Genomic DNA, 25782 nt, shown 5'->3' with positions numbered 1-25782 from the left:
TTATTCCTCCCAGGTTACCTTTCCTTTTTTACGCATATACCGTAAGATCCGTCGCTCGATTTTCCGATTAATACGAGTAATTTTGCCATCTGTTTGCACGATTGGGACGACAAGTATCGTATGAAATCCGGCAAAATTCCCCCCCAGTACGTCGGTCATTAATTGGTCACCAATGACAACAATTTCCTCTTTGTTCAAGTTCATATTCTTAGCAGCAGATTTGAATGCACGTCCAAGTGGTTTTCTGGCGCTGCATATAAATGGTATCGCAAGCGGCTCAGAAAAAACCTTCACACGTTCTTCGTTATTATTTGAAATAATCGTTACCTTGATATGATGTTCCTCCATCAATTTAAACCATTGGATAATTTCTGGGGTCGCATCCTTTACATCCCAAGCAACGAGTGTATTATCCAAATCAGTAATGATCCCTTTTATTCCCTTTTGTTTTAGTAGATCTGGATGAATCTCAAAGACACTCTTTACATGATCATCCGGCAGAAACTTTTTCAACAACTGTCACACCTCATTAAAATAACAATACAAGTTAACATTATACCTTAATCCTATAATAACATTCCATAATATAAAAGTGTTACCTCAAGAAATTTTTTCAAGTGCTGCTTAGATTTTGTCTGCCTATGTCAATTTAGCAAAAACATGCATGATTAACCCCGTTTTGTCGCAAAAACCGTTCGACAAATTCTTTCATTTTCCGAGTTGTGGATAACCTTACTCACAGTATCCACATTTATAGAATGGTAGTTTAAGCAAGATTTTTTGACTTTATACACAAGTTATCTACAAGCTGTTGTAGATAACTGTTGCCTTGTTCAACCCTCTTTTTCATGGTAAATTATTAGTAACCCAAATGGAACGGAGGGCGTATTGATGGAACATTTGTCAGATGAATTGTTACTGGAATCCTACCGAAAAGCAAATGAATTAAATCTTAGCCCTGATTTTATCCGATTAATTGAACAGGAAATCCATAGAAGATCACTAGTAGGTAAAGAGGAATATTCCAGTTAAATATTTGCTGTTTTTTGTTAGCTATTGTCATCTGCATGTTCACGCCGAATGACTTTTACAGACGGGTTCGTTTATTCGTCTGGTAATTGCCGTGTACATCATCATGTATTTTGTTCATGCTCGGTGGTATAAATGATCTTTTAAAAAAACCCGTTCGATTAGGATTTTTAAATATGGACAGACACAAATAGATGAAACTCCTCATAAGAATGTTATATAGGCAAAAGCCCAGCCAACATACTTAGGAGGTGCTTGTGTTTGTCCGGAATTCTGAGTGTGCTTGCTTTGTTAGTTAAAGAAGCACTATTTTTTGTATCCTACGTAAAAAATCACGCCTTTCCACAGCCGCTTCCCCCTGATGAGGAAGCGCAGTACATTCAACAAATGCAAGATGGTGATGCAAACGCGAGAAATAAGCTAATCGAACATAATTTACGGCTGGTTGCCCATATTGTAAAAAAATTCGAAAATACCGGAGAGGATATGGAAGACTTGATTTCCATCGGTACAATCGGATTGATCAAGGGCATTGAAAGTTTTTCAGTAGGCAAAGGTACAAAGCTTGCAACCTATGCGGCCAGGTGTATTGAGAATGAAATATTAATGCATTTACGCGCATTGAAAAAAGTTAAGAAAGACGTGTCGTTGCATGATCCGATCGGCCAGGATAAAGAAGGAAATGAAATAAGCTTGATTGATATTTTGGAAGCAGAAAATGCAGACGTTATTGAGTATATCCAATTAAACATGGAAATTGACAAGATGAAGGACTACTTGGGCATTCTTACTGACAGGGAAAAAGAAGTGGTCATTTATCGGTATGGACTAAATGATTATCAAGAATTAACGCAACGAGAAATCGCAAAAAAATTAAATATATCAAGAAGTTACGTGTCACGAATTGAGAAGCGGGCTTTAATGAAAGTCTTCCATGAATATTTCCGTAAAGAACGGCGCGGATAACATCTCCCTTATTACATCTTGAAGCCTTCACAAGTTAACCAGAGACGTAGAAAAGCGTGCAGAATATTAAACCTCCACGCTTTTCTACTGTGAATTGGTTACATTATTACTGTTTTTCAATTATTTCGGATTCAATCCAAGCGCCCTTGCTATTCCATCCGCATGACCTTGAGCGATTTTATTAATAAATGCATCTTTTTTTAATTTGCTCCCATCATTTGCATTATCAATAAAACCATTTTCAGTTAAGATAGCTGGGGCTTTAGATTCTCTAAGAACATGCAGGTTTTCTTCTTTCTGCCCCCGGTCTTTAAAACCGGTTTGACTCACAATTTCATTATGAATACTGTTTCGGATAGCATTTGTTCTCTCCTTATCGCCATAGTTACCGTCAAAAATATACGATTCAAATCCTGTAGCATTATTTGAATTGATATGTATGGAGACAAAAAAGTTTGCACCCCAATTATTTGCCATCCTGGTTCGTTTAGCTAACGACGTTGTCACATCTGATGTACGGGATAATTTAATCGTGTGTCCCTCATACGACTCATTTAAGATATCTCTTGTCCTTAAAGCGATATCCAATGTTAAATCCTTTTCCTTCAAACCATTTGCCGTTGCGCCTGGATCAGATCCGCCATGTCCAGGATCTATGAAAATACGAACAGCAGCTGCGTCAACCGTTTTAGGGATAAAGCACACAACAATAATGCTGAACAGAATCATTGGATAAATAAAAATTTTTTCTAACCTGTTTGAATGTCTAATAAATTGGGTTCACTCCTTTCATGCTTTCTCATACATCTTTCGACGTAAATCTATTATTTATTTCCGTTTGTTATCAATCTAGTAAAACTATCTGTTTTCATATATTTAGCGTCTAATTAAATAGGAGCTTCTTATCAAAAGAAGCTCCTTGGCATTTATCCCGCCTTAACGGGCAATAAGACCTCCACTTAGTGAAGTTGCACTTTATTCATAATGATCTGAATCATAGTCGGTAATAGAAGTGCTTTCTATGGTGCGATCAAATTTCTCCAAGTATTTGTGGGCGAAATCCTTACCACCCATACCAAATGCAAGACCGAAAGCTAAGGCCAACCCACCAAGGATTAGAACAAATGATGATGTTACGATTGTAGGCGCGATGCCTAATTGCGTAAGTGCCATAAAAACAGCTAACACTATAATCGCATATTTGGCAAACCCGGCCAAAATATGGGAAGCCGCACCTGATAACAAATTTACCAATACTTTTTCCACAATTCCCGATAAGATTAACGCTACACCTAACACCAGGATGGCAGCTAAGACATTTGGTAAATATGCGGTAACTGCAGATGCAATATCAACAAGGAACTCTAGTTTAATCAGGTATAGTGCTTGTACTGCTAAGAAAAAGACAATCAGCACTTGCACAATATAACCAACCACAGTTGATGGGGACATTTTAGCATGATCCATGCTTTTGTTCCCGATCCCAATTTTATCGGACAGCCTATCAAAACCAATCCGATTTAATAAGTTAGAAACAAATTTACCAATGAATCTACCTAGCCATATTCCTACTAAAATGAGGATAACAGCTATGAAAATATTTGGAACCATATCTAAAATTTTCGCCAGCATGTTAATGGCTGGTTCACTAATTCCTCGTAAATCGAGTTTCTCCAAGGTAGCAATGGCTACTGGAATCATAATCAAAAAAAATACAATGTTGCCGATGAAAGTTGCTAAGCTTGTTTCTTTAAAAAGTTCATCCATTTTCAGCTTATCAATCCATTTTTCTGATCCAACTGCCTGTAATAGATTCACTAAAATGTTTTTTATTACCTTTGCTACTAACCAGCCCACAGTAAATATTATCGCTGCCGCAAGTAATTTCGGAACAAATACTAAAATAGTTCCTAACAAACCGCTAAATGGCTGTGCCACTCCAGCAATACTTAAGGCATCCAGTACCCCCGGAATAAATAGCAGCAAGATAAGATAAAAGACTGTCGTTCCTACTTGTTCCGTTATCGTGACAATTTCCTCTTCTGATTTGACAAAGCGCATTTTGAAGAAGAAATGCTGCAAGTTAATTTTTTTGGACCCTGTGATAATCACCCATCTTGCAATGGAGGCAATCACATATGCCAATAACAGAATTAACCCGGCTTTTAATACCGCGGGAATGAAACCGAAGAACGTGTCAATTAATCCGGAAAGCGGATTAGCAATCATATCCAAATTCAAGATATTGAAAAATAGGATAAACACAATTAGCAAAAGTATATAGTAAATAACTTTGCCAATAATTTTTTCGGTATCAAACTTTTTGTCTTCTGTCCTAAATTTGCTGAAAAAGCGGGCATCCAGATTGATTTTACGAAGCGCTTTCGTAACAGCACTTCCAATTGCTTTGGCAATTAACCATCCAATGATCAGCACGATCAGCGCAATAACAAAGTTTTGGAGTCCACCCCAAAATCCTGTACCAAAATAATCAAAGTATGTTTCCAAGTTATCTACTCCCTTCATTTACCAATTTAATCTGTTTAATACCCAGTGTTTATTTTTCGTAAACCTGTATAACCAACAAAAGCTGACAAGCAACGACAAATAACCATTATACAAAGCCTGTCATTCGAGTCAAAGTGGTTATTAATTGAGCGAGGCGTATGTGTTTCACCTCGTTTTGAAAATCAGCCTTGACCGCACCATGTGCACATACTGCAAGCTGGTAATCTGCTGCAATAGGATACTGAATACATATGGAGTCTTTCACTTCCTTTTTTTTATTCATATCTATCACTTTTATTTCGTTTTCACTAGACTTTATCATCTGAAAAGAATCAAGTGGAATAGCCAGACCTTTCCCCAACATTTTTATATAACTCTCTTTTAACGTCCAAAGATTATAACAAGCAAGGTTTTTATTTGTTGCATGACATATGGCGCAGTATTCACTTGCAGAAAATAGCTGTTTTGCCATTCGCAGATCAAATAATTTTACCTTTTCAATATCTATACCGACTCGCTGACTATGAATAGCACAAGCAATATAATCACCTGAATGAGAGATATTATATTTAATAAATGGATAATCAGGAAAAAAAGGTTTGCCATATGCATTTTTATCGACAGCAACCTCTTTTAATCTGACTCCCAGACGTTTATATAAAACATGATCGAGCAATAAGTCCCCTATTATTGCTCGATACGCATCTTCTATATGGTAAAATTGCAGCATATAGTTTTGTCTTTCTGTCGAGGTATATGCAAGTAATGATAGCAACATTGCACGATTTTTTCTCTCTGGCAATTGGCAAACATAAACTTCAACCAATCCAATACTCCTTTCCCATGTCTTGTCAAAATTTGGATAAAAATCACTTCACAGATTCAGCATGTTCGAATTGTTCATTCGTTTGACAGGAAACCGAAGAATCTTTCCAAACCAAAACAACAACACATGCGGCAATTAAAAATAATGCTGCCCCAAATAATGCACACTGATAGGTCCATAATGGAATTTGTTTTTCGGCTATTTTTCCCGAGGTTCCTAATACACTCGCCAAAATGGCAACTCCTAGTACCGATCCAAGTCTATTTTGCATGTGAAATAGCGTTGTGGCCTTTCCCATCGAAGCTGAGGTAATATTCGTAAAAGCTGAAATTTGCGCTGCGCCTACCGTTTGTCCCAAGAAAAAACCAACGCCAAACATGAGCCCTCTTAGCAACCATGGACTAGATGCAACAAATACTGCAATAAATATAAAAACTAAAATGGTTCCTGCTAGTGAAATAATTAACAAGCGTTGTAATCCAAGTTTCTTCAATGTCCAAGGCATGAGCTGGGAAGCAACCATTAAACCCAGCGCTTCCAAAAATGTCGTCAGCCCGGTATGTAGAGCACTGACTTTTAAAACGTTTTGGTACATAAGTGGAAACACATAAAGCATCCCGAGTAAACCCGCTGCAGAACAAAGACCAACCAGACTCATTGTTCGAAACATGGAATCTTTAAACAAACCGAAATCAATCATCGGTTTATCTATGTGAAGCTCCACAATCATTAGTGCAATTAGTAAACTAATGCCAGTAAGGCCAGTAACCAAAATTTCCGAAGACGTCCAACCTTTGACAGTTCCCAGTGATAGTGCATAAATCGACATAGAAAAACCGAATATAGAGAGAAGGAATCCTTTGTAATCGAATTTCCCTGGAGAAGGTTCCTTGTGTTCCTGTAAATATACGATCCCTATGAATAAGGCAAGAATGCCAATAGGAATATTAATATAAAATATCCATCTCCAGGAGTAGATATCAGCTAGAAATCCTCCAATCACTGGGCCAAGTGCGGGTGCTAATGCAATTGGGATCATAAGCAACCGTGAAAGCTTTGGCCGCTCCTCATGTGTAAAGGTCCGAAATAAGATCGCCATCCCAACTGGAGTGAGAAATCCAGCTCCCGCCCCTTGCAGAATTCTAAACAGCTCCAAAGCGATCATGCTGCCGGCAAAACCACATAATGCAGAAGCCAACGTAAATAAAGCAAGTGTACTTAAAAATACACGTTTCGTTCCAAGATAATCACTTAACCAGCCAGCTATGGGAAGAAACATAGTTAAGCTAATTAAATAACCAATATTAATTGTTCCTGTAGCAGCAGGAGAAACATGAAATGTTTCTCCTATTGCTGGTAAAGCTACATTCACAATCGTACTATCTAATGCGGACATGAACATAGCGAATATATAAACAATAGCTACAGCACCTTTCGTATGCTTGTTTTTCGGCATTACTAACTCCTGGAACCATTTTTTTCAACTGATTTCAAGCTGTTTGGAATTAAGTCATGCCAATAAAATGTAATGTAATTCATACAGTCTTCTCTATTGGCTGATCCGTAAACTATTTTCCAGCCTGCTGGAACACCTCTGAAGTCGGGCCAAAGGGAATATTGGCCTTCCTGATTCATTAAAACGAAATAGGATCCATCCGGATTTTCAAAAGGGTTGTTCATAAATCTATCTCTCCTCTACGAATTGATTAACGTATGGCGTGCAGCGTATTTAACTTTTTCGACAGTATTTTCCCGATTTCTGCTATTGGTTCTGGTTGACACATATCTTTATGGCGACAATTAATATCATGGGATTGAATCGTTCCATTTATATAAGGTTTCCACGTATCGACAGAAATGGAATCAAACCACTCTGGGATAATCGTCGAGCGGAAAAAAATAATGTCGCCGGTAAATATATCTGGGTTAAAATGGCTCAAATTATGAACCGAATGTACATACGATTCTTTCAAATTCATAATTGTATCATCATGAAGACTGGCTAACGCACTGCCCTCTTTGCGCAATAACTCAATTGCATGTTCCATGTTGAGAGGTTCTTCACTTAGACTCTCGGGATCATAGCCTCCTAAAGCAAGTAAAGCGATCAATGCTTCCTCCTCGTCAGGTGCATTTTTAATTGGTAAAAAATGATTTGGAAAGGCATCTAACATGGCAACCAGCGCAATCGACTCACCTTGTTTTTGCAGTTTCGTAGCCATCGCCTGAATTACATTTCCTCCTAGAGACCAACCTAGCAAATGATACGGACCTTTAGGCTGTATTCGTTTCATCTGTTCAATATAATCTTCAGCCATCTCATCTAATGACCTTGGATAACTACCTGGGTCAGAAATCCCTCTTGCTTGCAGACCATATATTGGATAATCTTTACTCAAAGCTTTCATCAGACCTGCATAGCACCAACTTAGTCCTCCGGCAGGATGAACACAAAAGATTGATTCATGGCTGCCACTTTTGCGCAGTGGTAACAGCACATGAAGCGCGCTTTGATTATCTCCTATCTTTAAACGCTCAGCTAGCCCGGAAACAGTAGGAGATTCAAAAAGATTACCAATGCTTAGTTCTACTCCAAATGCCTCTTTTATACGAGTCATCAATTTGACCGCAAGTAAGGAATGACCACCAAGATGGAAGAATTCATCATCGATACCAACTGACGGTATATCAAGTACTTCCATAAATAAGTCACATAGCATTTCCTCTTGTGGCGTTCTTGGTCCGCATTCCGTAGTTTCCACCAAATAGTCAGGTTGAGGGAGCGCCTGATAATCCAGTTTTTCATTAGCAGTTAATGGGAATTCATCCATCACAACGAAAGCTGACGGTACCATATAGTCAGGCAAACGATTCGCTACCCAGCGTCGAATTTCTGCAGCATTATCAATACCACTTCCCTTTAAAATAATATAAGCGACCAGCCGTTGATCTCCAGGTCGATCTTCCCTATTAAACACTGTTGCCTGCTTTATCTCCGGATGCTCTGAAAGAACATGTTCAATTTCACCTAATTTAATTCGGAATCCTCTTATTTTCACTTGCTGATCAGCGCGACCGATATATTCCAATGTGCCGTATTCCTTCCAACATGCTAAATCCCCCGTGCGGTACATTCTTGTACCACTCTTACCATATGGGTTAGCAACGAAACGATTCGCTGTCAAATCAGGGCGGCCAAAATAACCCCTTGCAAGCCCCGGTCCAGATACATACATTTCACCAACTACACCTAAAGGAACGGGCTGCAGGTAATCATCCAATACATAAACATCCAGATCAGGTATTCCTTGACCGATGATACTAGCCATTTGTTCAGAAACAGTTTTTCGATTAAGTTCTACATACGTTACATGAACCGTTGTCTCCGTTATGCCATACATATTAATTAATTTGGGAGCATCATCTGCATGTCTTTTATACCAATTTTCCAAGCGGCTCAACTCAAGTGCCTCTCCACCGAAAACAACATACCGTAACGATAGTTTATCCCCAATCGACTGATATTCCTGATCAGCTTGCATGAATTGATAAAACGCAGAAGGTGTTTGATTCAATACTGTTACGCCTTCATCAGCAAGTAACTGCAAAGTCTCCCCCGGGGATCGACTAATTGTATGTGGTACGATTACCAATCGACCTCCGTATAACAGGGCTCCCCACATTTCCCAAACAGAAAAGTCAAACGCGTAAGAATGGAACATCGTCCATACATCATTTTCATCGAATCGGAACCAATGCTCTGTTGAACAGAGTAAACGATGGACATTCTGATGCGGAATAACGACACCTTTTGGCAAACCGGTTGAACCTGATGTATAAATAATATATGCCGGGTGAAGCGGTGATAACGGTTGTATTCGCTCAAGATCCGTTGGGTTAGTAACCTTATGCTCTTTTAGTTCTTCTATTATCTCTTGTTCGTCTATGATAATACTTGGAACACCAATATCTGCTGATAACTTGTCCGCAGATGCTTCATTGGTTACAATAACTGAAGGATTTGCATCTTTCATCATAAAGGCGATACGTTCACGAGGATACTCCGGATCCAGAGGTACGTATCCAGCTCCTGCTTTTAATATCCCTAACAGACTGATTACCATTTCAAAGGATCTTGGTAACGATACTGCAACAAACTGTTCAGGACCAACACCTTTTTCTAGTAGAAGATGCGCAAGCTGGTTCGCCTTCTCATTCAACTCTTCGTAACTTATTTTCTTGTCATTAAGGACAAGTGCAATTTTTTGCGGATGGCTTCGCACTTGCTCTTCAAATAATGAAGGTAAACACGAACTTTCTATTGTTTTCCTCTTATCATGATGCATTAACAGTTTTTGTTTTTCTTCCTGATCTAATATCTCCAAGTGTCCAATTGTTTGCTCTGGATCTGTTATAGCTGATTTAAACAATTTAATTAATCTTTTTATCATCTGTACCATTGATTTTTCAGTAAAGAGGTCGGTACTGTATTCTAAAAAACCTTCTAATCCATTTGGCTTTCCAGTTTGATCGACACGTTCTCGAAACTCTAACGTAAAGTCAAACTTGGCTGTTCCCACACTATATATTGAAAGATCGCCCTCTAATTGAGGCAAATCAAGGTTGGGCTCAGGCGTATTTTGTAATGCAAGCATAATTTGAAATAATGGATGCTTTGATCTGGAGCGTGCCGGATTAAGAATCTCTACTAATCTTTCAAAAGGCAAATCCTGATTATCATAAGCATCGATATTTACTTTTCGTACCCTGTCAAGTAATTCACGAAAACTAGGATCACCAGAAGTATCCGTTCGCAACACCAATGTGTTAATAAATAAGCCAACAAGATTGGTTAGTGTATCATCATTCCTTCCAGCCACTGGGCTGCCTAAAGGTATATCATTTCCAGCCCCAAGTTTGGTTAACAATGCAGATAGTCCTGCCTGCAGTGTCATAAACAAACTGACTCCATTTTGTGCAGAAATAACAAGTAACTGGCGATGTAACTCTGGTTGAATCATAAAACGATACGTTTCCCCTTGATAGCTTGATTCCGACGGACGCGGGTAATCAGTTGGCAGTTCCAAATGGTCAGGTAAACCCTTTAATGTTTCTGTCCAATATTGTAACTGCTTATCGATCAAACAGGTTGTATCTTGTTTGGTTGCTAACAATGCTTCCTGCCATAGTGCATAATCTGCATATTGCACAGGCAAATATGGCCAATTTGGATCCTCGCCTTGACTGCGAGTTATATATGCTTGCTTAAGATCTTGTGTTAAAGGCGTTAAGGACCACCCATCGCCAACGATATGATGGAGTAATAAAACAAGAACATCTCTCTCTCGATCCACTTCAAAAAGCTCTGCACGAAATGCAGGCTCCTCCGCTAAATTAAAGCAGTACCTGACCGTTTCATTTAATCGTTCTGCTAACATCGATTTTTCAATTTGGTGCACATGCAAAGCAGGTTTTGCCACTTTTGCATCTAAAATATGTTGCCGCGCAGTCCCAGATTTCTCTGGGAAAATTGTTCTCAACGTTTGATGCCGGTCCACTACATCGATTAGTGCAGCTTGTAATATAGATTGATTTACTTTTCCTGAGAAATGAACAACAACCGGAATATTATATGTTGGACTTGGACCTTCTAACTGGTAAAGAAACCATAAACGACGTTGCGCAAAGGATAATGGAATCATGTCCGGTTTGTCTGCCTTTTGTATTGGCGGACGTGTCTGTTCTTTGTTGTCAAGTTGTTTAACAAGACCGGCGATGGTTGGTGTCTCAAAAATCTTTCCAATAGTAAGTTCGATATCAAACACGTCACGAATCCGGTTCATTAACTGTACCGCCAATAATGAGTGTCCGCCAAGGTCAAAGAAGCTATCATCCATTCCTATTTTTGATACTCCTAGTACCTGCTTATAAAGATCACACAGAATTTCTTCCTGCGGTGTTCTTGGTTCTTGCTTTATACCATCATTATTAAAATCGGGTGCAGGAAGCGCTTTTCGATTAATTTTTTTATTCGGTGTCAACGGAAGAGCGTCTAAAACAATGAACGCAGAAGGAACCATATACACAGGCAACTCGTTTTGTAACGCTTGGCGAAGCTCATGCATTTCAATCTTGTGATCGGGCTTCGGTACAAGATACGCGAGTATACGTTTATCCCCCGATTGATGCTCCTGCACAATAGCTACTGCCTGGCTGACGCTAGAATTCTTTGCAAGCACAGCTTCAATTTCTCCAAGTTCGATTCGAAAACCACGAACTTTGATCTGATGGTCAGATCTGCTAATATATTCTAATTTTCCATCCGTTCGCCAACGAACAATATCACCTGTACGATACATCCGCTCTCCGGCACTCCCATATGGATTGGCAATAAAGCTTAGTGCCGTTAAATCTGGCCGGTTAAAATAGCCTCGTGCGACCCCTTTTCCAGAAATATATAAATCACCACTGGTCTCGGGCGGAACCGGCTGTAAACCGGCATCTAACACAAGGACCTGCGTATTTCCAATAGGGCAACCTATAGAGGGTATACCTGTTTGCCTCGAATCGAGCATAATTGCCGTAGACCATATCGTTGTTTCCGTTGGGCCATATAGATTTGTTACATCACAACCAAGTTCATATAAAGTATTTGCTAATTTTGTTGGAAGAGCCTCTCCTCCGACAAGAACTCGTAAACCCCGCAACTTCTCCGGACAAGTAGAAACGAGTGCATGCCAATGTGAAGGAGTTGCTTGCATCATCGTAATGTTGTTTTCTTCCATAAGACGCGTTAATGTGTTGGGATCTTTGATTTTTTCTTCTTGCGCGATGACACAGACGGCTCCGCTGACGAGCGGAAGGAATAATTCCAACGCTGAAATATCAAAAGCTATCGTTGTTACTGCTAACAAACGATCCTGCTCGTCTAAAACAAATCTCTTTCGCATGGATTGCAGAAAGTTCACAAATGATTCTACGGTAACAACAACTCCCTTTGGTCTCCCTGTAGAACCCGAAGTGTAGATCATGTATGCAGGGTGCTGTGGTTTCGTCACAATTAATGGAAAATCGATATTTTCATAGACAGCCATTTGCTTCTGCAGAGCAGGATCATCCAGCAGAATTAATGAAGTAATACTGCTAGTATCCGGTAACTTCGCTTGTACAGCCTGGTGGGCAAGCATGCAAACCGGTTGCGCATCTTCGAGCATATAAGCGATTCGTTCCTTTGGATAATCAGGATCAATGGGTAAAAAAGCGGCTCCAGTTTTAAGAACCGCTAACATGGCAATAACCATGTCGGGTGAACGTGACAGTGCTAATGCCACAAATTTTTCTGGACCAATCCCTTCTTCACGAAGCATGCAGGCAAGGCGATTAGCCTTCTCGTTTAATAATGCGTAAGAAAAGGGCGTACCATTAAACCGTAAAGCCTCAGCCATTGGTATACGATTTACATGCTTTAAGAACATTTCCTGCACGGTTTGTTGTGTATACACCTGATTTGTTTGATTCCAATTACCTAACACGTTATCGTTTTCCTCCGGTAACAGCACATTCATTTCTGCAATCATGAAATCATCATCGGCAAATGCCACACGTTCAATCAGATGTAAAAATCGCTTCAGATGACATTCTAGCTCCTGTTCATTGTAAAGATCGGCATTCGCGTCAAGGTCGAATCTCATCCCTTTATCATCGCGCTGATCATAAATATTCAGCGAAAGATCATCCACTGGACCAGTGTGAAGCTTATGTGTTATCCCTTTGATTCCGCCAAAATCCAATCCATAATCAAACGGCATTAAATTAATCTGCGGACCAAATAAGCGCTGATTTTCACCTAACAACTTAAGATCACGGCGCAACGTTTCGTGTCGGTAATGCTGATGAGTACGTATTTGCTGCATTTGTTGCCGTACCTGCTGCATTAATTCTGAAAAAGGTGTTTTTGGCTGCACCTTAAGACGTAGCGGGAGCAAGGTCATCACCATCGAGGGAACTTTAACCGCAGAAGTTCCCATTCGGCACATCATCGGCAAGCTGAGCACAATATCTTCGGAACCCGTCAATCGATGCAAATAGATTGACATGGTTGCTGCAATCACCTCGTACCAATTCCCGTTATATATAGCGGCTAGCTGCTTTAATTTCACGAGTGTATCTTCCGACAAGTAACTTGTACCATGTACGATATGCCTTGATAACCGATCAGAATTACTTGCTAGGCTCACTACCTCTGGTTGATCCCTGTAGGTATTCATCCAGAATTGGCGATCAACATCGTATTTTTCTGAAACAAGGTATGCCTCATGATCATTGATCACATTTTGAAACGAATCCAATTCACTGCCGACAACGGGTTGATCGCTTACCAACGAGGTATAAATATGCGCTACACGCTGTGTAATCAAAGAAAAACCAAACGCATCCGCTGCAATATGATGAATACGCTGATACCAGAAGTATCGATCCTCTCGAACCTTAAACAGCACTTGCATAAACAAAGGATCCTGTTTTAAATTGAGCGGTTGATTTATGTCCGCTTTCATCCAAGTTACGGCAGCCTCTGGCGGGTTAGCTTCAGCTGTTACATCTAGAAAATGAAGCGGAAACTCTCTTCTTTTGCCAATGTCCTGCCATGGGCCATTTTGATTTTCTCCAAATTGAGCATGCAATGAATCTGCCTCTTGGATGGTTTGTCGCAGTGCTTTTTCAAATTCTTCCCTTTGCAAATTTCCATTTATTTCAACGTACTCCGCTGTATTATAAATAGGATTTTCCGGCTCCAACTGCTGTGCATACCAGATACCGGCTTGGGCGCCAGTCAATGACTGATGCGCCCCAAATGATCTTGGCATAAATACCATCCTTTCGTGTTTCGGCATTATACACGTTGCTTTTTACTGGCTACTAAGCTCCACCAAGCAGATAGCGTGCTCTTTTCCGCTAATTCCATAAAATTTACTTGCAAACCGGCCTGTCTCCAGGATTCTACTAAGCTCATTAGCCTAATCGAATCAAGTCCTAAGCTCATAAGATCTTCCGTTTCGGAAAACTCCTCCGCTTCTATACCCAACATGTTGGCCACTTGTTGACGCATAGAGTCAAATGTAAAACTGTCCATCTCTAAACCTTCCTCCTGCTTTTTTCCTTTTTCTTGTAACATGTGAATGACATCTTTTGTTGCGATCGTCATCCCACATCGTTTTGCTATATATTCCATCGCCATTTTATGTTCATCTAATGAAAAATCAGCTACTGCATCCGCAATAAAGAAAGGCTGCACATCATACATAAATGCATCAGCTGCTGTTAACATACATCCGATGTGTGCATAAACCCCACAAATAATTAATTGATCACGACCTTGCTCTTGTAGAATATTCAGAAAATCCGATTTTTTAAATGCACTATATCTCCATTTTGTTAGCTTAAGATCATTTACCGCTGGTTGAAGAGCATCAATAATCGCGGTCTGTGCCACATCATCTGCAAGTCCTTCCCCCCAGAAATCGGTTAGAAATGCCCGATCTGTCGGATTCTGATTTCCCGGTTGTGCTGTATAAACAACCGGAATTGCTTGTTCCTCACATTGCTGCTTCAAACATTCAATATGGTGTACCAATTCCGTTATCGGTGGCTGTTCTCGATCATAAAAATTGAGAAAATAATTTTGCATATCATGGATCAGTAAAACAGCCCGGTTCGGATCTATTTCCCACGACACTTTGTTCGAAGGTAAGTCGGATACATTTGGCATTTGATAAGATGGTATAGCTTGGATACTCATCTAAACACTTCCTTTCATTATTAAATACTTTGTAAAGTCGCTATTTTTTCAGAGATAATTTCGCGTAATGCTTTTTTACTAACCTTTCCAAATGGTGTTTGCGGGAAACTGTCAACAATCTCCACACGATCAGGAATTTTAAAAGCAGCGAGACCTTTTTCCTTTAGAAATTGTTTTATTTCTGCATCATCCAATGTCTTTTCATTAGGAATAATAAATGCACATGACCGTTCACCAAGAAATTTATCAGGCATGGACACAACGGCGACATCTAATATATAGGGATGCGCCATTAAATGATCCTCCACTTCTTCCGCTGAAATTTTTTCACCGCCACGGTTAATTTGATCTTTAGCACGACCTTCCATAACGATATAACCGTCTTTATTCACGTGAACTAAATCGCCTGTTCGATAAAAACCGTCAGTAGTAAAAGCCTTCGCATTGTGCTGTTTTGCTTTATAATATCCCCGAATCGTGTACGGTCCACGAGCTAACAGTTCCCCCGACTCGCCCGGAGCTACTTCTCGATCTTCCTCATCAACAATACGAATTTCATCGTATGGAGACATCGGTCTCCCTTGTGTATAGATTACTAGTTCATCAGGGTCTTCTAACCTGGTGTAATTTACCAGCCCTTCAGCCATCCCATATACTTGCTGTAATTTACATTGAAATGCTGGTTGTATTCGACTAGCTACCTCTGCACTAAAGTGTGCGCCCCCGACCTGGAGGACCTGAAGACTGGATAAATCATATGACCTGGTCTTGACAGCCTCTACCCAAATAATAGCTACTGGTGGAACAAGCGCTGTAATCGTTACTTGCTCCTTTTCGATTAAAGGAAATGCTTCATCCGGGCTCGGTCCCGATGAGAGAACAATCCTTGCTCCAGCATAAAGAGTGCCAAAAACTCCTGGTGAACTCAATGGAAAGTTATGCGCAATTGGTAATACTGCCAGATAAACACTCTTCTCGTTTACATCACATATTTCATTACTCCTGCGCAAACTGTAAATGTACTCATCATGAGTTCGCGGAATAAGTTTTGGTAACCCCGTACTTCCTCCTGAAAGTTGTAAAAATGCCCAGTCATCTGGGTAAACTTCGGGGGGCATATAATCGGACTCAATATATAAATCCGCTAACGACAGCCATCCTTTTGTATCATCAAGTGTAATAATATGCTTTAATGCGGGTGTATTATCTTGTACTTTTTGTGCCATTTTTAGAAAATTATAATTGGCAAGCTGTCCAGGCATAATATACGCTTTAGCTTCCGTAAACTCGCAGAAATATTGAATTTCACTGTATCGATGAGTTGGAAGTGCAAAAACAGGCAAAACCCCCAATCGAAACAAGGCAAAACAAACCTCAAAAAAAGCTATCTCATTTGGTAACTGAACAACTACTCGGTCCTCTTTCCTCAAACCTAACCGTTGAAAACCTGCAGCCAATTGATCAACCCTCTGATCTAATTCTGCATAACTCACTTGTTCCTTACCACAAATTATGGCGATGTTATTACCATATGTAGCCGCTCTGTCACGCAACATCTTTTCAAATGTCTCCCCACGCCAGCAGTCATTCTCTCTGTAAAATTCCGCTATTTCATAAGGCCAAAGTTGACATCCGTTTAACATAATCTATACCTCCCGTTTTACTTACCTTTTTGTAGCAATGGAACGACACCTCAATCTTCTATGCCCATTGCTTGTAGCATTGTTTGAAACTTTGCTGAAGTCTCATTCAATTCTTCTTCTGCTTTGGAGCCAGCAACAACGCCTGCACCAGCATATAAGCGAAGTGATCTTTCTTTCACCTCTGCACACCGTATGGTAATAATCCACTCGCCGTTTCCATTTATATCGCACCATCCAACCATTCCAGTAAAAAATTCCCGGTTAAATGGTTCAATCTCATGAATGGCATCACGGGCTACAGCGGTTGGATACCCACATATGGCTGGGGTTGGATGCAATGCAACAGCCAATTCCAAAGAGGAGGTTTCTACTTTTTTTACTCTCCCTTGTATTTCTGAAGAAAGATGCCACATGGCTTCTGTCTTAATTAATGATGGACTTTCAGGTACATCAAGGGTTTCACAAAAAGGTGTGAGAGCTTCTTTTACCATATCAACAACTACGGCATGCTCATACAAATCTTTTTCGGAATTTAGTAATTCCAATGCCCGTCTTTGGTCTTCTACTGGATCTGCACTGCGTGGACGGGACCCAGCGAGTGGATTTGCAAATAAGCGATGATCACATTTCGAAACAAGCAATTCTGGACTTGACCCAATTAACGTGCGTTTCTCCTTAGCTTTTTGCTGGTTTGCCCATCCCTTTTCCGATAAATCAACTGCAAATGTGTATCCTTGCGGGTTATGTTGTGCCAGGTTTTTAAGAAGTTGTTTGACATCAACCTTCTCTTTTGTCGTGAAATGTAAAGCTCTTGATATAACTATTTTGTCAAGATGCTCTGCTGCTATTTTCTCTAATCCCTGGTTAACGCCTTTCATATACAATTCCGGATTCGGTACAGCTTGCATATCGTAAGAATCCACTGTTAGCAATGCATTCCTTTTTTCGTCTTCCATGTACATCGGCCCTGATACATCAACTTCTTCCGGGATGATAATTTCAGCAAAACCGGTATCATCAAACGGAACTGCACCCATAGCAATCGGATATGGATCTCCAGACTTCTTTGCATGGTGAAGTGCTGATTCTACACGACTGGGTAAACGGATGAGTTGATTTTCTATCTCTTTTTCTTTCTCCACAACTGTAAATACGCCCTTTCCTATGATCGTTCGCTGAGGAGAAGCCAGAAAAAAATCACCTGCTTCATATATATCCAAAATCGATTTCTGTGTAGAAACTCGAGTTCTACCACTCATATTTTAGTTACCTCCTTTATGGCTAAATACCTAACGTGGCTCCACCATCGACAACTATATCTTGCATCGTTATATGAGATGCGCGGTCTGATACAAGGAACAATACAGCTTCGGATATTTCCAATGGTTCAGCAATTTTACCAAGCGGAATACCGACACGATATGCTGTTGGTTCACCTTCTATTGTTTCTTGTGCACCATATTCATCATTCCAAAGCTTTTTCAACATCGATGTGTCCGTAGATCCTGGTGAAATGACATTACAGCGGATATTATACTGTGCCAACTCCAATCCTAAACACTTTGTAAACATAGTTGCCGCGGCCTTAGAGGCTCCATATGCGGCCATTGTCATCCTAGGCATATGCCCAGCATTAGAACTTACAGTAACAATGGCACCACGTTTACGCGGAATCATATACTTGCTGACTGCACTTGACATATGAAAGACTCCTGATGTGTTTACTGCAAAACTAATATCCCAATCAGCTTTATCAAACGTATCGATGGAGCCCAACCGCAATACACCGGCTGCGTTTACTAATATTTCGATGGCGCCCAACTCTTTTTCTATCGCTGTAATAACCTCTTCTACAGCAGCAAAATTACTAATATCTACAGAATAGGCTGTAGCCTCGTAACCCTTATTTTGCAATCTTTTCAACGACGTTTCCAATTCCTCCCTATTCTTATCAATTGCTGCAATAACCAGACCATTTTCGGCAAGTTTTTCACAGATAACCTGTCCGATTCCTCCCGAGGCTCCGGTCACAACGGCAACTTTAAAATTAGCTTTTCTCACTTTCATCGATCATTCCTTCCATGAGTTGGTTTACTTCATTTAATTGAGAATGATTTTCATTATCAATTATTGCCACTTATGTTAAATGGTTTACTTAGAAAAATCAAGCTCTTTTTATCATTCAGTAGATTTGTCCTATATATTAAGGGGTCTTATCGCCCGTAATGGAGGGATAAATTTAGTCAGTAAATCAATTTAATTGAGAATGATTATCATTCTTGGATGGCTATATAATATGTGCTGAACATAGAAAAATCAAGCAATTATCACATGCTTTTGATTAGTTGATCTTCTGTGCCTATATTGAAAATGATGCTTATTTCCTAACATAGACACGAATTCTCTGTCACAAAGTGAAACTTCATTCAGTGGGGGCTTACTGCCTGTTAAGGAGGGGTAAAAATTTATAATTTCCTAGACGATTAAAAAACCATAAGTGTGTTGATAATCATATCATACACACCTATGGTTCTTTTTAAATTATATAATGGAGTAATGCATCGCTTTTTCAATGTATAATTTATGCGTAAAAAAGCAATGCATACAACAGCTTTACAACTGTTCCACCATTGTCATTACTAATCGTGCAGCATTTTGAGCTGCTTTCTCCAAAAATGCGTCAAAAGACACGGATGACTCTTTTCCGGCAATATCAGATAAAGCCCGTGTAATGACAAATGGTTTCGCATATTGGTGACACACTTGGGCGATTGCCGCCGCTTCCATTTCCGCAGCAAGCATCGTTGGAAATTTTTCATTCACGAACTGAACACGTTCTGGAGAAGCCATGAAGGAATCCCCAGTCGCGATAATCCCGGTTTTGGCAGGTATTTGCAGATCCTCCATCGCTTTGACAGCAAGTTCAATCAACGCAGTGTCAGCCGCATACATAGCCGGCATACCTGGCACTTGTCCATAAGCATAATCGAAAACTGTTGCATCGACATCATGATGAACGACCTGTGTAGAAATTACCACATCGCCAACTTCCAGCTCTTTGGCAAAACCTCCGGCAGAACCTGTGTTGATCACATGTGATGGAGCAAACCGTTCATGCATGATCGTTGTAGCCATTGCAGCATTTACCTTACCAATCCCCGACTTTAATAGAACAATATCCTTATTTCTTAATTGTCCTTGCACAAACAAGCAATTAGCAATTTCAATTTCCTGCTTGTTAGACATATTATCTTTTAAATTAGCAATTTCTTCATCCATTGCCCCAATGATTCCAATTGTCACGACTTTCACTCTCCTGCTTATTCAAATCGATGTTTCTGATCATTTTCTTTTAAGACTTCGATCTTTTTCGGCTGCCATCCTTGCTCGTCAACCCAGCTTAAATACACCCGATATGCCTGGTTTTCATCTTTACCGGATACAGTTGCAACGACTTGTTGATCACCATCACGCTCCAGCCACCATGCTGTCATATTCCCTTCATCCAAATCTGTCGCAACACTTGCAGCCTTTTCCATTTCTTTTCGATCCTGCGCTCCTTCATCAAAATTCATAGTATGCGGTCCTTGTTGCTCGGTACCAATTGGTTTCCAATCTCCCACATATGCTTCTTTTACATTGTCATCGTCAGGACTTTCAACTTTTTTCTTGTTTACTCCGTCATGATCTTCAGATTCATCATCACTCTCTTCCTGGTCATCTGCTTGATCTTCGTCTTTTTCTTCTTGATCATCGGCTTCAGAGGTATCATCAACTTCTTTAGTTTGTTGATCGGTTGCTTGTTGTTGATTATCTACTGTTTCTGTTTTATCATTACCACTAAAAATAAATGTTCCGATTAACAGCACGATTAAGATTGCCCCAACAACAAGCATGATAGATAGCAATTTTGTATTTTTACGCCGTTTTTCGAATTTGTCAACACGTGAATTATTATTGTTGTCCAACACATACCCTCCCATACCTGAGCCTTTATCGTATAATTTTTATTTTATCATATTTCAGTAGTACTTATATCGAACAAAAGTATATACTTGTACAAAACATAATGTTGTTAAACTGTAAAATAAGACGCGTTATATGTAAAAATAAACAAAAAGCGGGAACCCCCGCTTTTGCATCCTACCACTATTCAACGTTTACAATTTTAACCTGCATGTCACCACCTGGTGTTGCGGCACTAACTTCTTCACCTATTTTATGTCCCAGTAAGCTTTTAGCGATCGGAGAATCATTGGAAATCTTCCCTTCAAATGGATCTGCTTCAGCACTACCAACAATTTGGTATGTTTCTTCGTCACCATCTGGAAGTTCGATAAACGTAACAGATTTTCCCAAGGCAACAATGTTAGGATCCTGATTATCATTTTCAATGATGACAGCGTTACGAATCATCTTTTCAACTTGAGTAATCCGGGATTCTACAAATGCTTGTTCATCTTTCGCAGCATCGTATTCGGAGTTCTCCGATAAGTCACCAAATCCTCGTGCGACTTTTATTCGTTCAACAACTTCTTGACGTCGATCTGTTTTTAAATAATGCAATTCCTCTTCTAATTTTTCTTTCCCCTCTTGTGTCATGTAATAACTTTTCTCTGTAGCCATTTAAAACACTCCTTTTTTCTTCTGCAGCGGATGATCGCCAAATTCATCATATAAGACGTTTCTAGGTGAACACGAATCATTCTATAGTTACTATGTCAAGCTAAAAATTAATGTACTATTCCATACTATGGCAGATTTATCTTAAATTTTCAATCCTTTTCCTTTAATTGCTTGTGCGGTTTTTGGATAGAATGGTTTCAATTTTTGTAGCCATGATGTCAATTGCGACATGATTTTGTCCGCCTTCAGGGATGATGATATCAGCATATCGTTTCGTTGGTTCAACAAATTGCAGGTGCATAGGCCGTACATTATTAATGTATTGATCAATAACCGAATCAAGGGTTCTACCCCGCTCTTTAATATCTCGCATTAGCCGGCGTACCATCCTCAGATCTGCATCTGTATCCACAAAGACTTTGATATCCATTAAATCAACCAGCCGTGGATCCTCCAAAATCAGTATTCCTTCCAAGATAATGACTTCCTTTGGTTCAACAGGAATAACCTCGTTTGACCGATTGTGAACTTTATAATCATATACTGGTTTCTCGATTGGTTTATGATTCATTAAATCATGGATATGCTCAATTAATAAGTCGTTATCAAACGCCAGCGGATGATCATAATTTGTCTTCAACCGCTCCTCAAAAGGTAAATGGCTTTGGTCTTTATAATAATAATCCTGTTCAACGACGAGGATCGTTTTATCAGAAAAGCGTTGTGTAATGGAACGGGTTACTGTCGTTTTCCCGCTACCGCTCCCTCCTGCAACGCCGATTACAACTGGTCTTTCTTGCATGAGCTGGCATGCTCCCTTCTGAATTTTTTAATACTCATAGCGACACCATCACCAATCGGGATAATCGATGTATGATAATCGGGGTGGTCGATTAACCACTCATTATAGCTTCGTATTTTCCCACCCAGCTTCTGGAAGCGTGGGTGCTGCTTTTTTTGATCACTCACATACCCTTTAAATAATACATTATCCGTGATAATTACTCCACTATTTGCAACAGCTGGACTATATAAGGTAAAAAACTTCTGGTATTGTCCCTTTGCTGCATCAATCAGCACCATATTAAATGGGCCTTTAGCCAATACATCTGGAACAATATCCAACGCATCTCCCAACATGATATCGATTTGTTCCTGCTTTTGCTGAGCGTTAATATTTCGAACAGCCTGCTGGTAGCGCTGCTCGTCACGTTCTAAGGTCACAATCGTTGCCTTTGGATAAGCCTCCAGCATTCGTAACGCGGAATAACCAATTGCTGTTCCCAATTCCAGAATTCGCTTCGGCTGTTGCAGACGGATCAGTTGCATGATAAACTGCATGCTTACCGGATCCATAATGGGAACACGATCCTTTTGGGCCTGTGCTTCTAGTTCTTGCACCCATTCGCTCTGTATTGGTAATAAATTTGTTAAATAGCTTGTCAAGCTTTCATCCATTTATTTAGCCTCATTTCAAACGTAAAAAGCGGGAAATGGGTCTATTCACCCATTTCCACCGCATCAGTTAAATTAATTAAATGCCTCTTGGCCTACTGTATATATTTCTCTTTCATTTTTACATGTTCTTCATGTGTTTTTGCATAATGGATGTGCCCCTTGCCATCATGTAAAAAGTATTTATAATCCGTATCTTCCGGATGCAGTGTAGCGGTTAATGAGCTTTCTGCAAAATTGGAAATGGGACCAATTGGCAATGTATCTACATAATACGTATTATACGGAGATTTCACTTTGAGATCCTTTAATAAAACCTTATCCTTATGCTTGCCCAATGCGTATAAAACAGTGGGATCTGTTTGCAGTGGTATTCCTGCTTCAAGGCGATTATAAAACACCCCAGCAATTTTTTTACGCTGGTCTTCTGAGCTCGCTTCATTTTCAATTAAGGAAGCCATCGTAAATGCTTTATGAATAGTGAGATCCTGCTCGGAAATCTCATCCAAATAAGGAGTGACAACCTTCACCGTTTTCTTGAGCATTTTTTGCACGATTGCGTCAGCGCTTGGATCTTCATCATAAAACTTATATGTGGCTGCAAACAAATAACCTTCCAGCGGTGCTTTGATATCATTATCAAGGATTTCATCAGACAACACATCTGGATATTGTTTGATCAATTTTTTAACATATTTAGGATCGTTTACTTGATCCAAAAATTCTTTTTTGGATATTGGCAGTTTCTTTGCATAAATCTGCGCAATCTGCTCCATGTTCTTCCCCTCAGGAATCGTAATCGTATAATTCGCCTCTTTTATCTCTCCATTTTTTAGGGACTCAATAATCTTATTCAATGTCATGGATGGTGAAAACGTATAGTCTCCAGCTTGAAAATCCGCCTCATTTTTAAACTTTATGTAAAAACGAAAGACTCGAGAATCCTTAACAATGCCTTTGTCTTCAAGAATGGAAGCAATGTCCGACGTAGAAGAGCCCATTGGTATGTTCACATTAACTTCTTTTTTACTTTCTGGATTAACTGGTTTTAATGCTGATTTAACATACATGTATCCTGATATCCCGCCAACGAGAAGAATAAGTACAATGGCAATGATGATTGTTGCTACGATTTTTCGAACTGTCCTGGCTTCTTCACTGACTACGGTCAGCTTGTCCTTATCCGTATCTCTATTTGTCTTCTTAAACATTCAGAATCCCCCTTTCCCATCCGGTATATTATACTAAAAAAAAAGTAAATATGCCATGATTCGCTAAAAAAAGCAAAAAACAGCAGGGGTGGGTACGCTTAAATTATTTTCATCCATGTAAAAGAGGGAGGCGTTTAACATATCCACAAAGAAATCTTAGCATCCACCTCGTCATCTCATAGTTGATATAAAATGCGACGTAGTGACAATTCCTACATGACACCTTGTTCATTCTACTGGAAGATGAGGAATGAGTGACCGAATGCGGGGAAAAACTCTGGTTTGGTCACTCATCGACCGAAATCGGGGTCTGCCTTTCGCTCACTCGGACTAGTGCAGCTGCTTCCGGATAACCCGTTTAGAACCATTGATATTTGCAAATTCTGTACCAGCGAAGGGAAAATACGGAGACGCCTGTGGAAAAGCGAAGACGCAAAGACCCCAAAGTGCCTCACAAGCAAGGATGGAAGGCTAAGTACGCGACGTCTTGTCGCAACGCCTTCATGACCAACATCGTGTTGGCCCGAGGCTTAGCGCGAGCCCACTAAAAAGCCTAGTGTTTTCGCAAGGAACCAAACATGATTTCAATTTACGTCACAATCTATAGAAATAACGTCACACTATACAAAGAAAGCTGATGTCACATTTCGACATCAGCCCGCATGCTTAATTACGATTGTTCATCTTCTTCGTCTGCTAAGGTATTTAACATTTCTTCCACCATATCCCATTCTTCATCGGATTCAATTGGGAATAGCTGTAAATCGTCATCAGCATCTTTTTCTTCATAGCGAAACGCATACACTTCTACTTCATCATCATCTTTTTGTTCTACAGGGACAACCGCAATGTACGATTGATTCGTTTCATCCACATCAAAGGTAAATAATACCTCAAAAAGATGTTCTTCTCCATTTTCATCGGGAATGATGATCCGTTCCTTTTCTTCTAGTGCCATGTCCTCACTCCTTAATTCTTTTGATCAAGATATCCTTGCAAAATCATCACAGCGGCCATTTTATCAATTACTTTTTTTCGTTTCTTGCGGCTAACATCCGCTTCCAGCAACACACGCTCAGCAGCAACGGTCGTCAATCGCTCATCCCAGAGCACAGTGGGCAGTTGATGAACGGCCTCGACGTGTTCTGCATACCGCTGGGAAGCTTCTCCGCGCTCACCAATCGTCCCATTCATGTTTTTTGGCATGCCAATTACCGCCTTATTCACTTCGTGTTGGGCGATAATCTCACTTAACGCCGCATCTGCAGAGGTAATGTCATGTTCATCCCAATGAATCGTCGTTAGTCCTTGTGCCGTCCAGCCTAACGCATCACTCACAGCAATACCAATCGTTTTTGATCCAACGTCCAAGCCGATTGTTTTCATTTATTCTGCCTCTTGCTGTTGTTCTAAATAAAATTGCACTAACGCTTCAATTACTTCATCCCGTTCCACTTTCCGGATCAGATTTCGTGCATCATTATATCTTGGAATGTATGCAGGATCACCTGATAATAAATAGCCTACTATTTGATTGATTGGATTATACCCTTTTTCTTTTAGCGCTCCATGAACCGTTAGCAAAATCTCCTTGATATCCTGATCAAATGGTTCCTCTGAAAAATTAAACTTCATCGTTTTATCGATCGAGCTCATTGTGACACCTCATTTACGTTTTTGCTTTGTTATCATTCTAACACGTTTGGCGCGAATATTATACTT

The 25782-nt window shown here is 39.9% G+C and carries 22 protein-coding genes; 2 read left to right on the top strand and 20 right to left on the bottom strand.

What is annotated here, in order from left to right; translation table 11 throughout:
• On the bottom strand, positions 1-516 hold the full coding sequence (locus WMZ97_RS14610) for a YqeG family HAD IIIA-type phosphatase (protein ID WP_343272832.1): 516 nt from the start codon (positions 514-516) through the stop codon (positions 1-3).
• 375 nt (positions 517-891) lie between these two features.
• On the opposite strand from WMZ97_RS14610, the gene sda reads away from it, so the two are divergent.
• Positions 892-1032, top strand: a complete 141-nt coding sequence (gene sda, locus WMZ97_RS14605; RefSeq protein ID WP_343272831.1) for a sporulation histidine kinase inhibitor Sda — start codon at positions 892-894, stop codon at positions 1030-1032.
• Positions 1033-1290: 258 nt separating this feature from the next.
• Positions 1291-1995 carry an RNA polymerase sporulation sigma factor SigK gene (gene sigK / locus WMZ97_RS14600; protein WP_343272830.1) on the top strand — a complete coding sequence of 235 codons (705 nt, stop codon included), beginning with the start codon at positions 1291-1293 and terminating at the stop codon, positions 1993-1995.
• 120 nt (positions 1996-2115) lie between these two features.
• Here the strand turns inward: sigK and WMZ97_RS14595 are convergent, their stop codons facing one another.
• From WMZ97_RS14595 to WMZ97_RS14505, 19 genes are all read right to left on the bottom strand, one after another.
• The gene (locus WMZ97_RS14595; RefSeq protein ID WP_343272829.1) at positions 2116-2724 is read right to left on the bottom strand and encodes an N-acetylmuramoyl-L-alanine amidase; all 609 of its coding nucleotides are present in this window, start codon (positions 2722-2724) and stop codon (positions 2116-2118) included.
• A 246-nt stretch (positions 2725-2970) separates the two neighbouring features.
• On the bottom strand, positions 2971-4503 hold the full coding sequence (locus WMZ97_RS14590) for a mechanosensitive ion channel (RefSeq protein ID WP_343272828.1): 1533 nt from the start codon (positions 4501-4503) through the stop codon (positions 2971-2973).
• A gap of 106 nt (positions 4504-4609) precedes the next feature.
• The gene (locus tag WMZ97_RS14585; protein ID WP_343272827.1) at positions 4610-5329 is read right to left on the bottom strand and encodes a 4'-phosphopantetheinyl transferase family protein; all 720 of its coding nucleotides are present in this window, start codon (positions 5327-5329) and stop codon (positions 4610-4612) included.
• 43 nt (positions 5330-5372) lie between these two features.
• Positions 5373-6785, bottom strand: a complete 1413-nt coding sequence (locus WMZ97_RS14580; RefSeq protein ID WP_343272826.1) for a DHA2 family efflux MFS transporter permease subunit — start codon at positions 6783-6785, stop codon at positions 5373-5375.
• A gap of 2 nt (positions 6786-6787) precedes the next feature.
• Positions 6788-7009, bottom strand: coding sequence for an MbtH family protein (locus WMZ97_RS14575; protein ID WP_343272825.1), 222 nt, complete (start codon positions 7007-7009; stop codon positions 6788-6790).
• A 26-nt stretch (positions 7010-7035) separates the two neighbouring features.
• The gene (locus WMZ97_RS14570; RefSeq protein ID WP_343272824.1) at positions 7036-14193 is read right to left on the bottom strand and encodes an amino acid adenylation domain-containing protein; all 7158 of its coding nucleotides are present in this window, start codon (positions 14191-14193) and stop codon (positions 7036-7038) included.
• Between the two features lie 26 nt (positions 14194-14219).
• Positions 14220-15125, bottom strand: coding sequence for an isochorismatase family protein (locus WMZ97_RS14565; RefSeq protein WP_343272823.1), 906 nt, complete (start codon positions 15123-15125; stop codon positions 14220-14222).
• A 20-nt stretch (positions 15126-15145) separates the two neighbouring features.
• On the bottom strand, positions 15146-16768 hold the full coding sequence (locus tag WMZ97_RS14560; protein ID WP_343272822.1) for a (2,3-dihydroxybenzoyl)adenylate synthase: 1623 nt from the start codon (positions 16766-16768) through the stop codon (positions 15146-15148).
• 50 nt (positions 16769-16818) lie between these two features.
• The gene (dhbC, locus tag WMZ97_RS14555; protein WP_343272821.1) at positions 16819-18027 is read right to left on the bottom strand and encodes an isochorismate synthase DhbC; all 1209 of its coding nucleotides are present in this window, start codon (positions 18025-18027) and stop codon (positions 16819-16821) included.
• Positions 18028-18049: 22 nt separating this feature from the next.
• Positions 18050-18835, bottom strand: a complete 786-nt coding sequence (locus WMZ97_RS14550; RefSeq protein WP_343272820.1) for a 2,3-dihydro-2,3-dihydroxybenzoate dehydrogenase — start codon at positions 18833-18835, stop codon at positions 18050-18052.
• A 546-nt stretch (positions 18836-19381) separates the two neighbouring features.
• Entirely contained in the window at positions 19382-20071 is a 690-nt protein-coding gene (mtnN, locus tag WMZ97_RS14545; protein ID WP_343272819.1) for a 5'-methylthioadenosine/S-adenosylhomocysteine nucleosidase, read from the bottom strand.
• Positions 20072-20088: 17 nt separating this feature from the next.
• Entirely contained in the window at positions 20089-20736 is a 648-nt protein-coding gene (locus WMZ97_RS14540) for a YrrS family protein (protein ID WP_343272818.1), read from the bottom strand.
• A 181-nt stretch (positions 20737-20917) separates the two neighbouring features.
• Positions 20918-21394, bottom strand: coding sequence for a transcription elongation factor GreA (greA, locus tag WMZ97_RS14535; RefSeq protein WP_343272817.1), 477 nt, complete (start codon positions 21392-21394; stop codon positions 20918-20920).
• Positions 21395-21557: 163 nt separating this feature from the next.
• Positions 21558-22196: a uridine kinase gene (udk, locus tag WMZ97_RS14530; RefSeq protein ID WP_343272816.1), complete on the bottom strand. Its 639-nt coding sequence runs from the start codon at positions 22194-22196 to the stop codon at positions 21558-21560.
• Entirely contained in the window at positions 22175-22852 is a 678-nt protein-coding gene (locus WMZ97_RS14525; RefSeq protein ID WP_343272815.1) for an O-methyltransferase, read from the bottom strand. Before WMZ97_RS14525 ends, udk begins: the two co-directional genes overlap by 22 nt.
• Before the next feature lie 92 nt (positions 22853-22944).
• Positions 22945-24060 (bottom strand): endolytic transglycosylase MltG, encoded by a 1116-nt coding sequence (mltG, locus tag WMZ97_RS14520; protein WP_343272814.1) that lies wholly within the window; start codon positions 24058-24060, stop codon positions 22945-22947.
• Positions 24061-24730: 670 nt separating this feature from the next.
• Complete coding sequence (locus WMZ97_RS14515; protein ID WP_343272813.1) at positions 24731-25018, bottom strand: DUF1292 domain-containing protein; 288 nt, start codon at positions 25016-25018, stop codon at positions 24731-24733.
• 11 nt (positions 25019-25029) lie between these two features.
• Positions 25030-25446: a Holliday junction resolvase RuvX gene (gene ruvX / locus WMZ97_RS14510; protein ID WP_343272812.1), complete on the bottom strand. Its 417-nt coding sequence runs from the start codon at positions 25444-25446 to the stop codon at positions 25030-25032.
• A complete protein-coding gene (locus tag WMZ97_RS14505; RefSeq protein WP_343272811.1) occupies positions 25447-25716 on the bottom strand; it encodes an IreB family regulatory phosphoprotein in 270 nt (89 codons plus the stop codon).
• Positions 25717-25782: the final 66 nt, after the last annotated feature.

The sequence above is a fragment of the Lentibacillus songyuanensis genome, assembly GCF_039548255.1.
GTDB lineage: Bacteria > Bacillota > Bacilli > Bacillales > Amphibacillaceae > Lentibacillus_C > Lentibacillus_C songyuanensis.
Note: the sequence above shows the minus strand (reverse complement) of the source record. Positions and strands in the feature narration are given on the sequence as shown.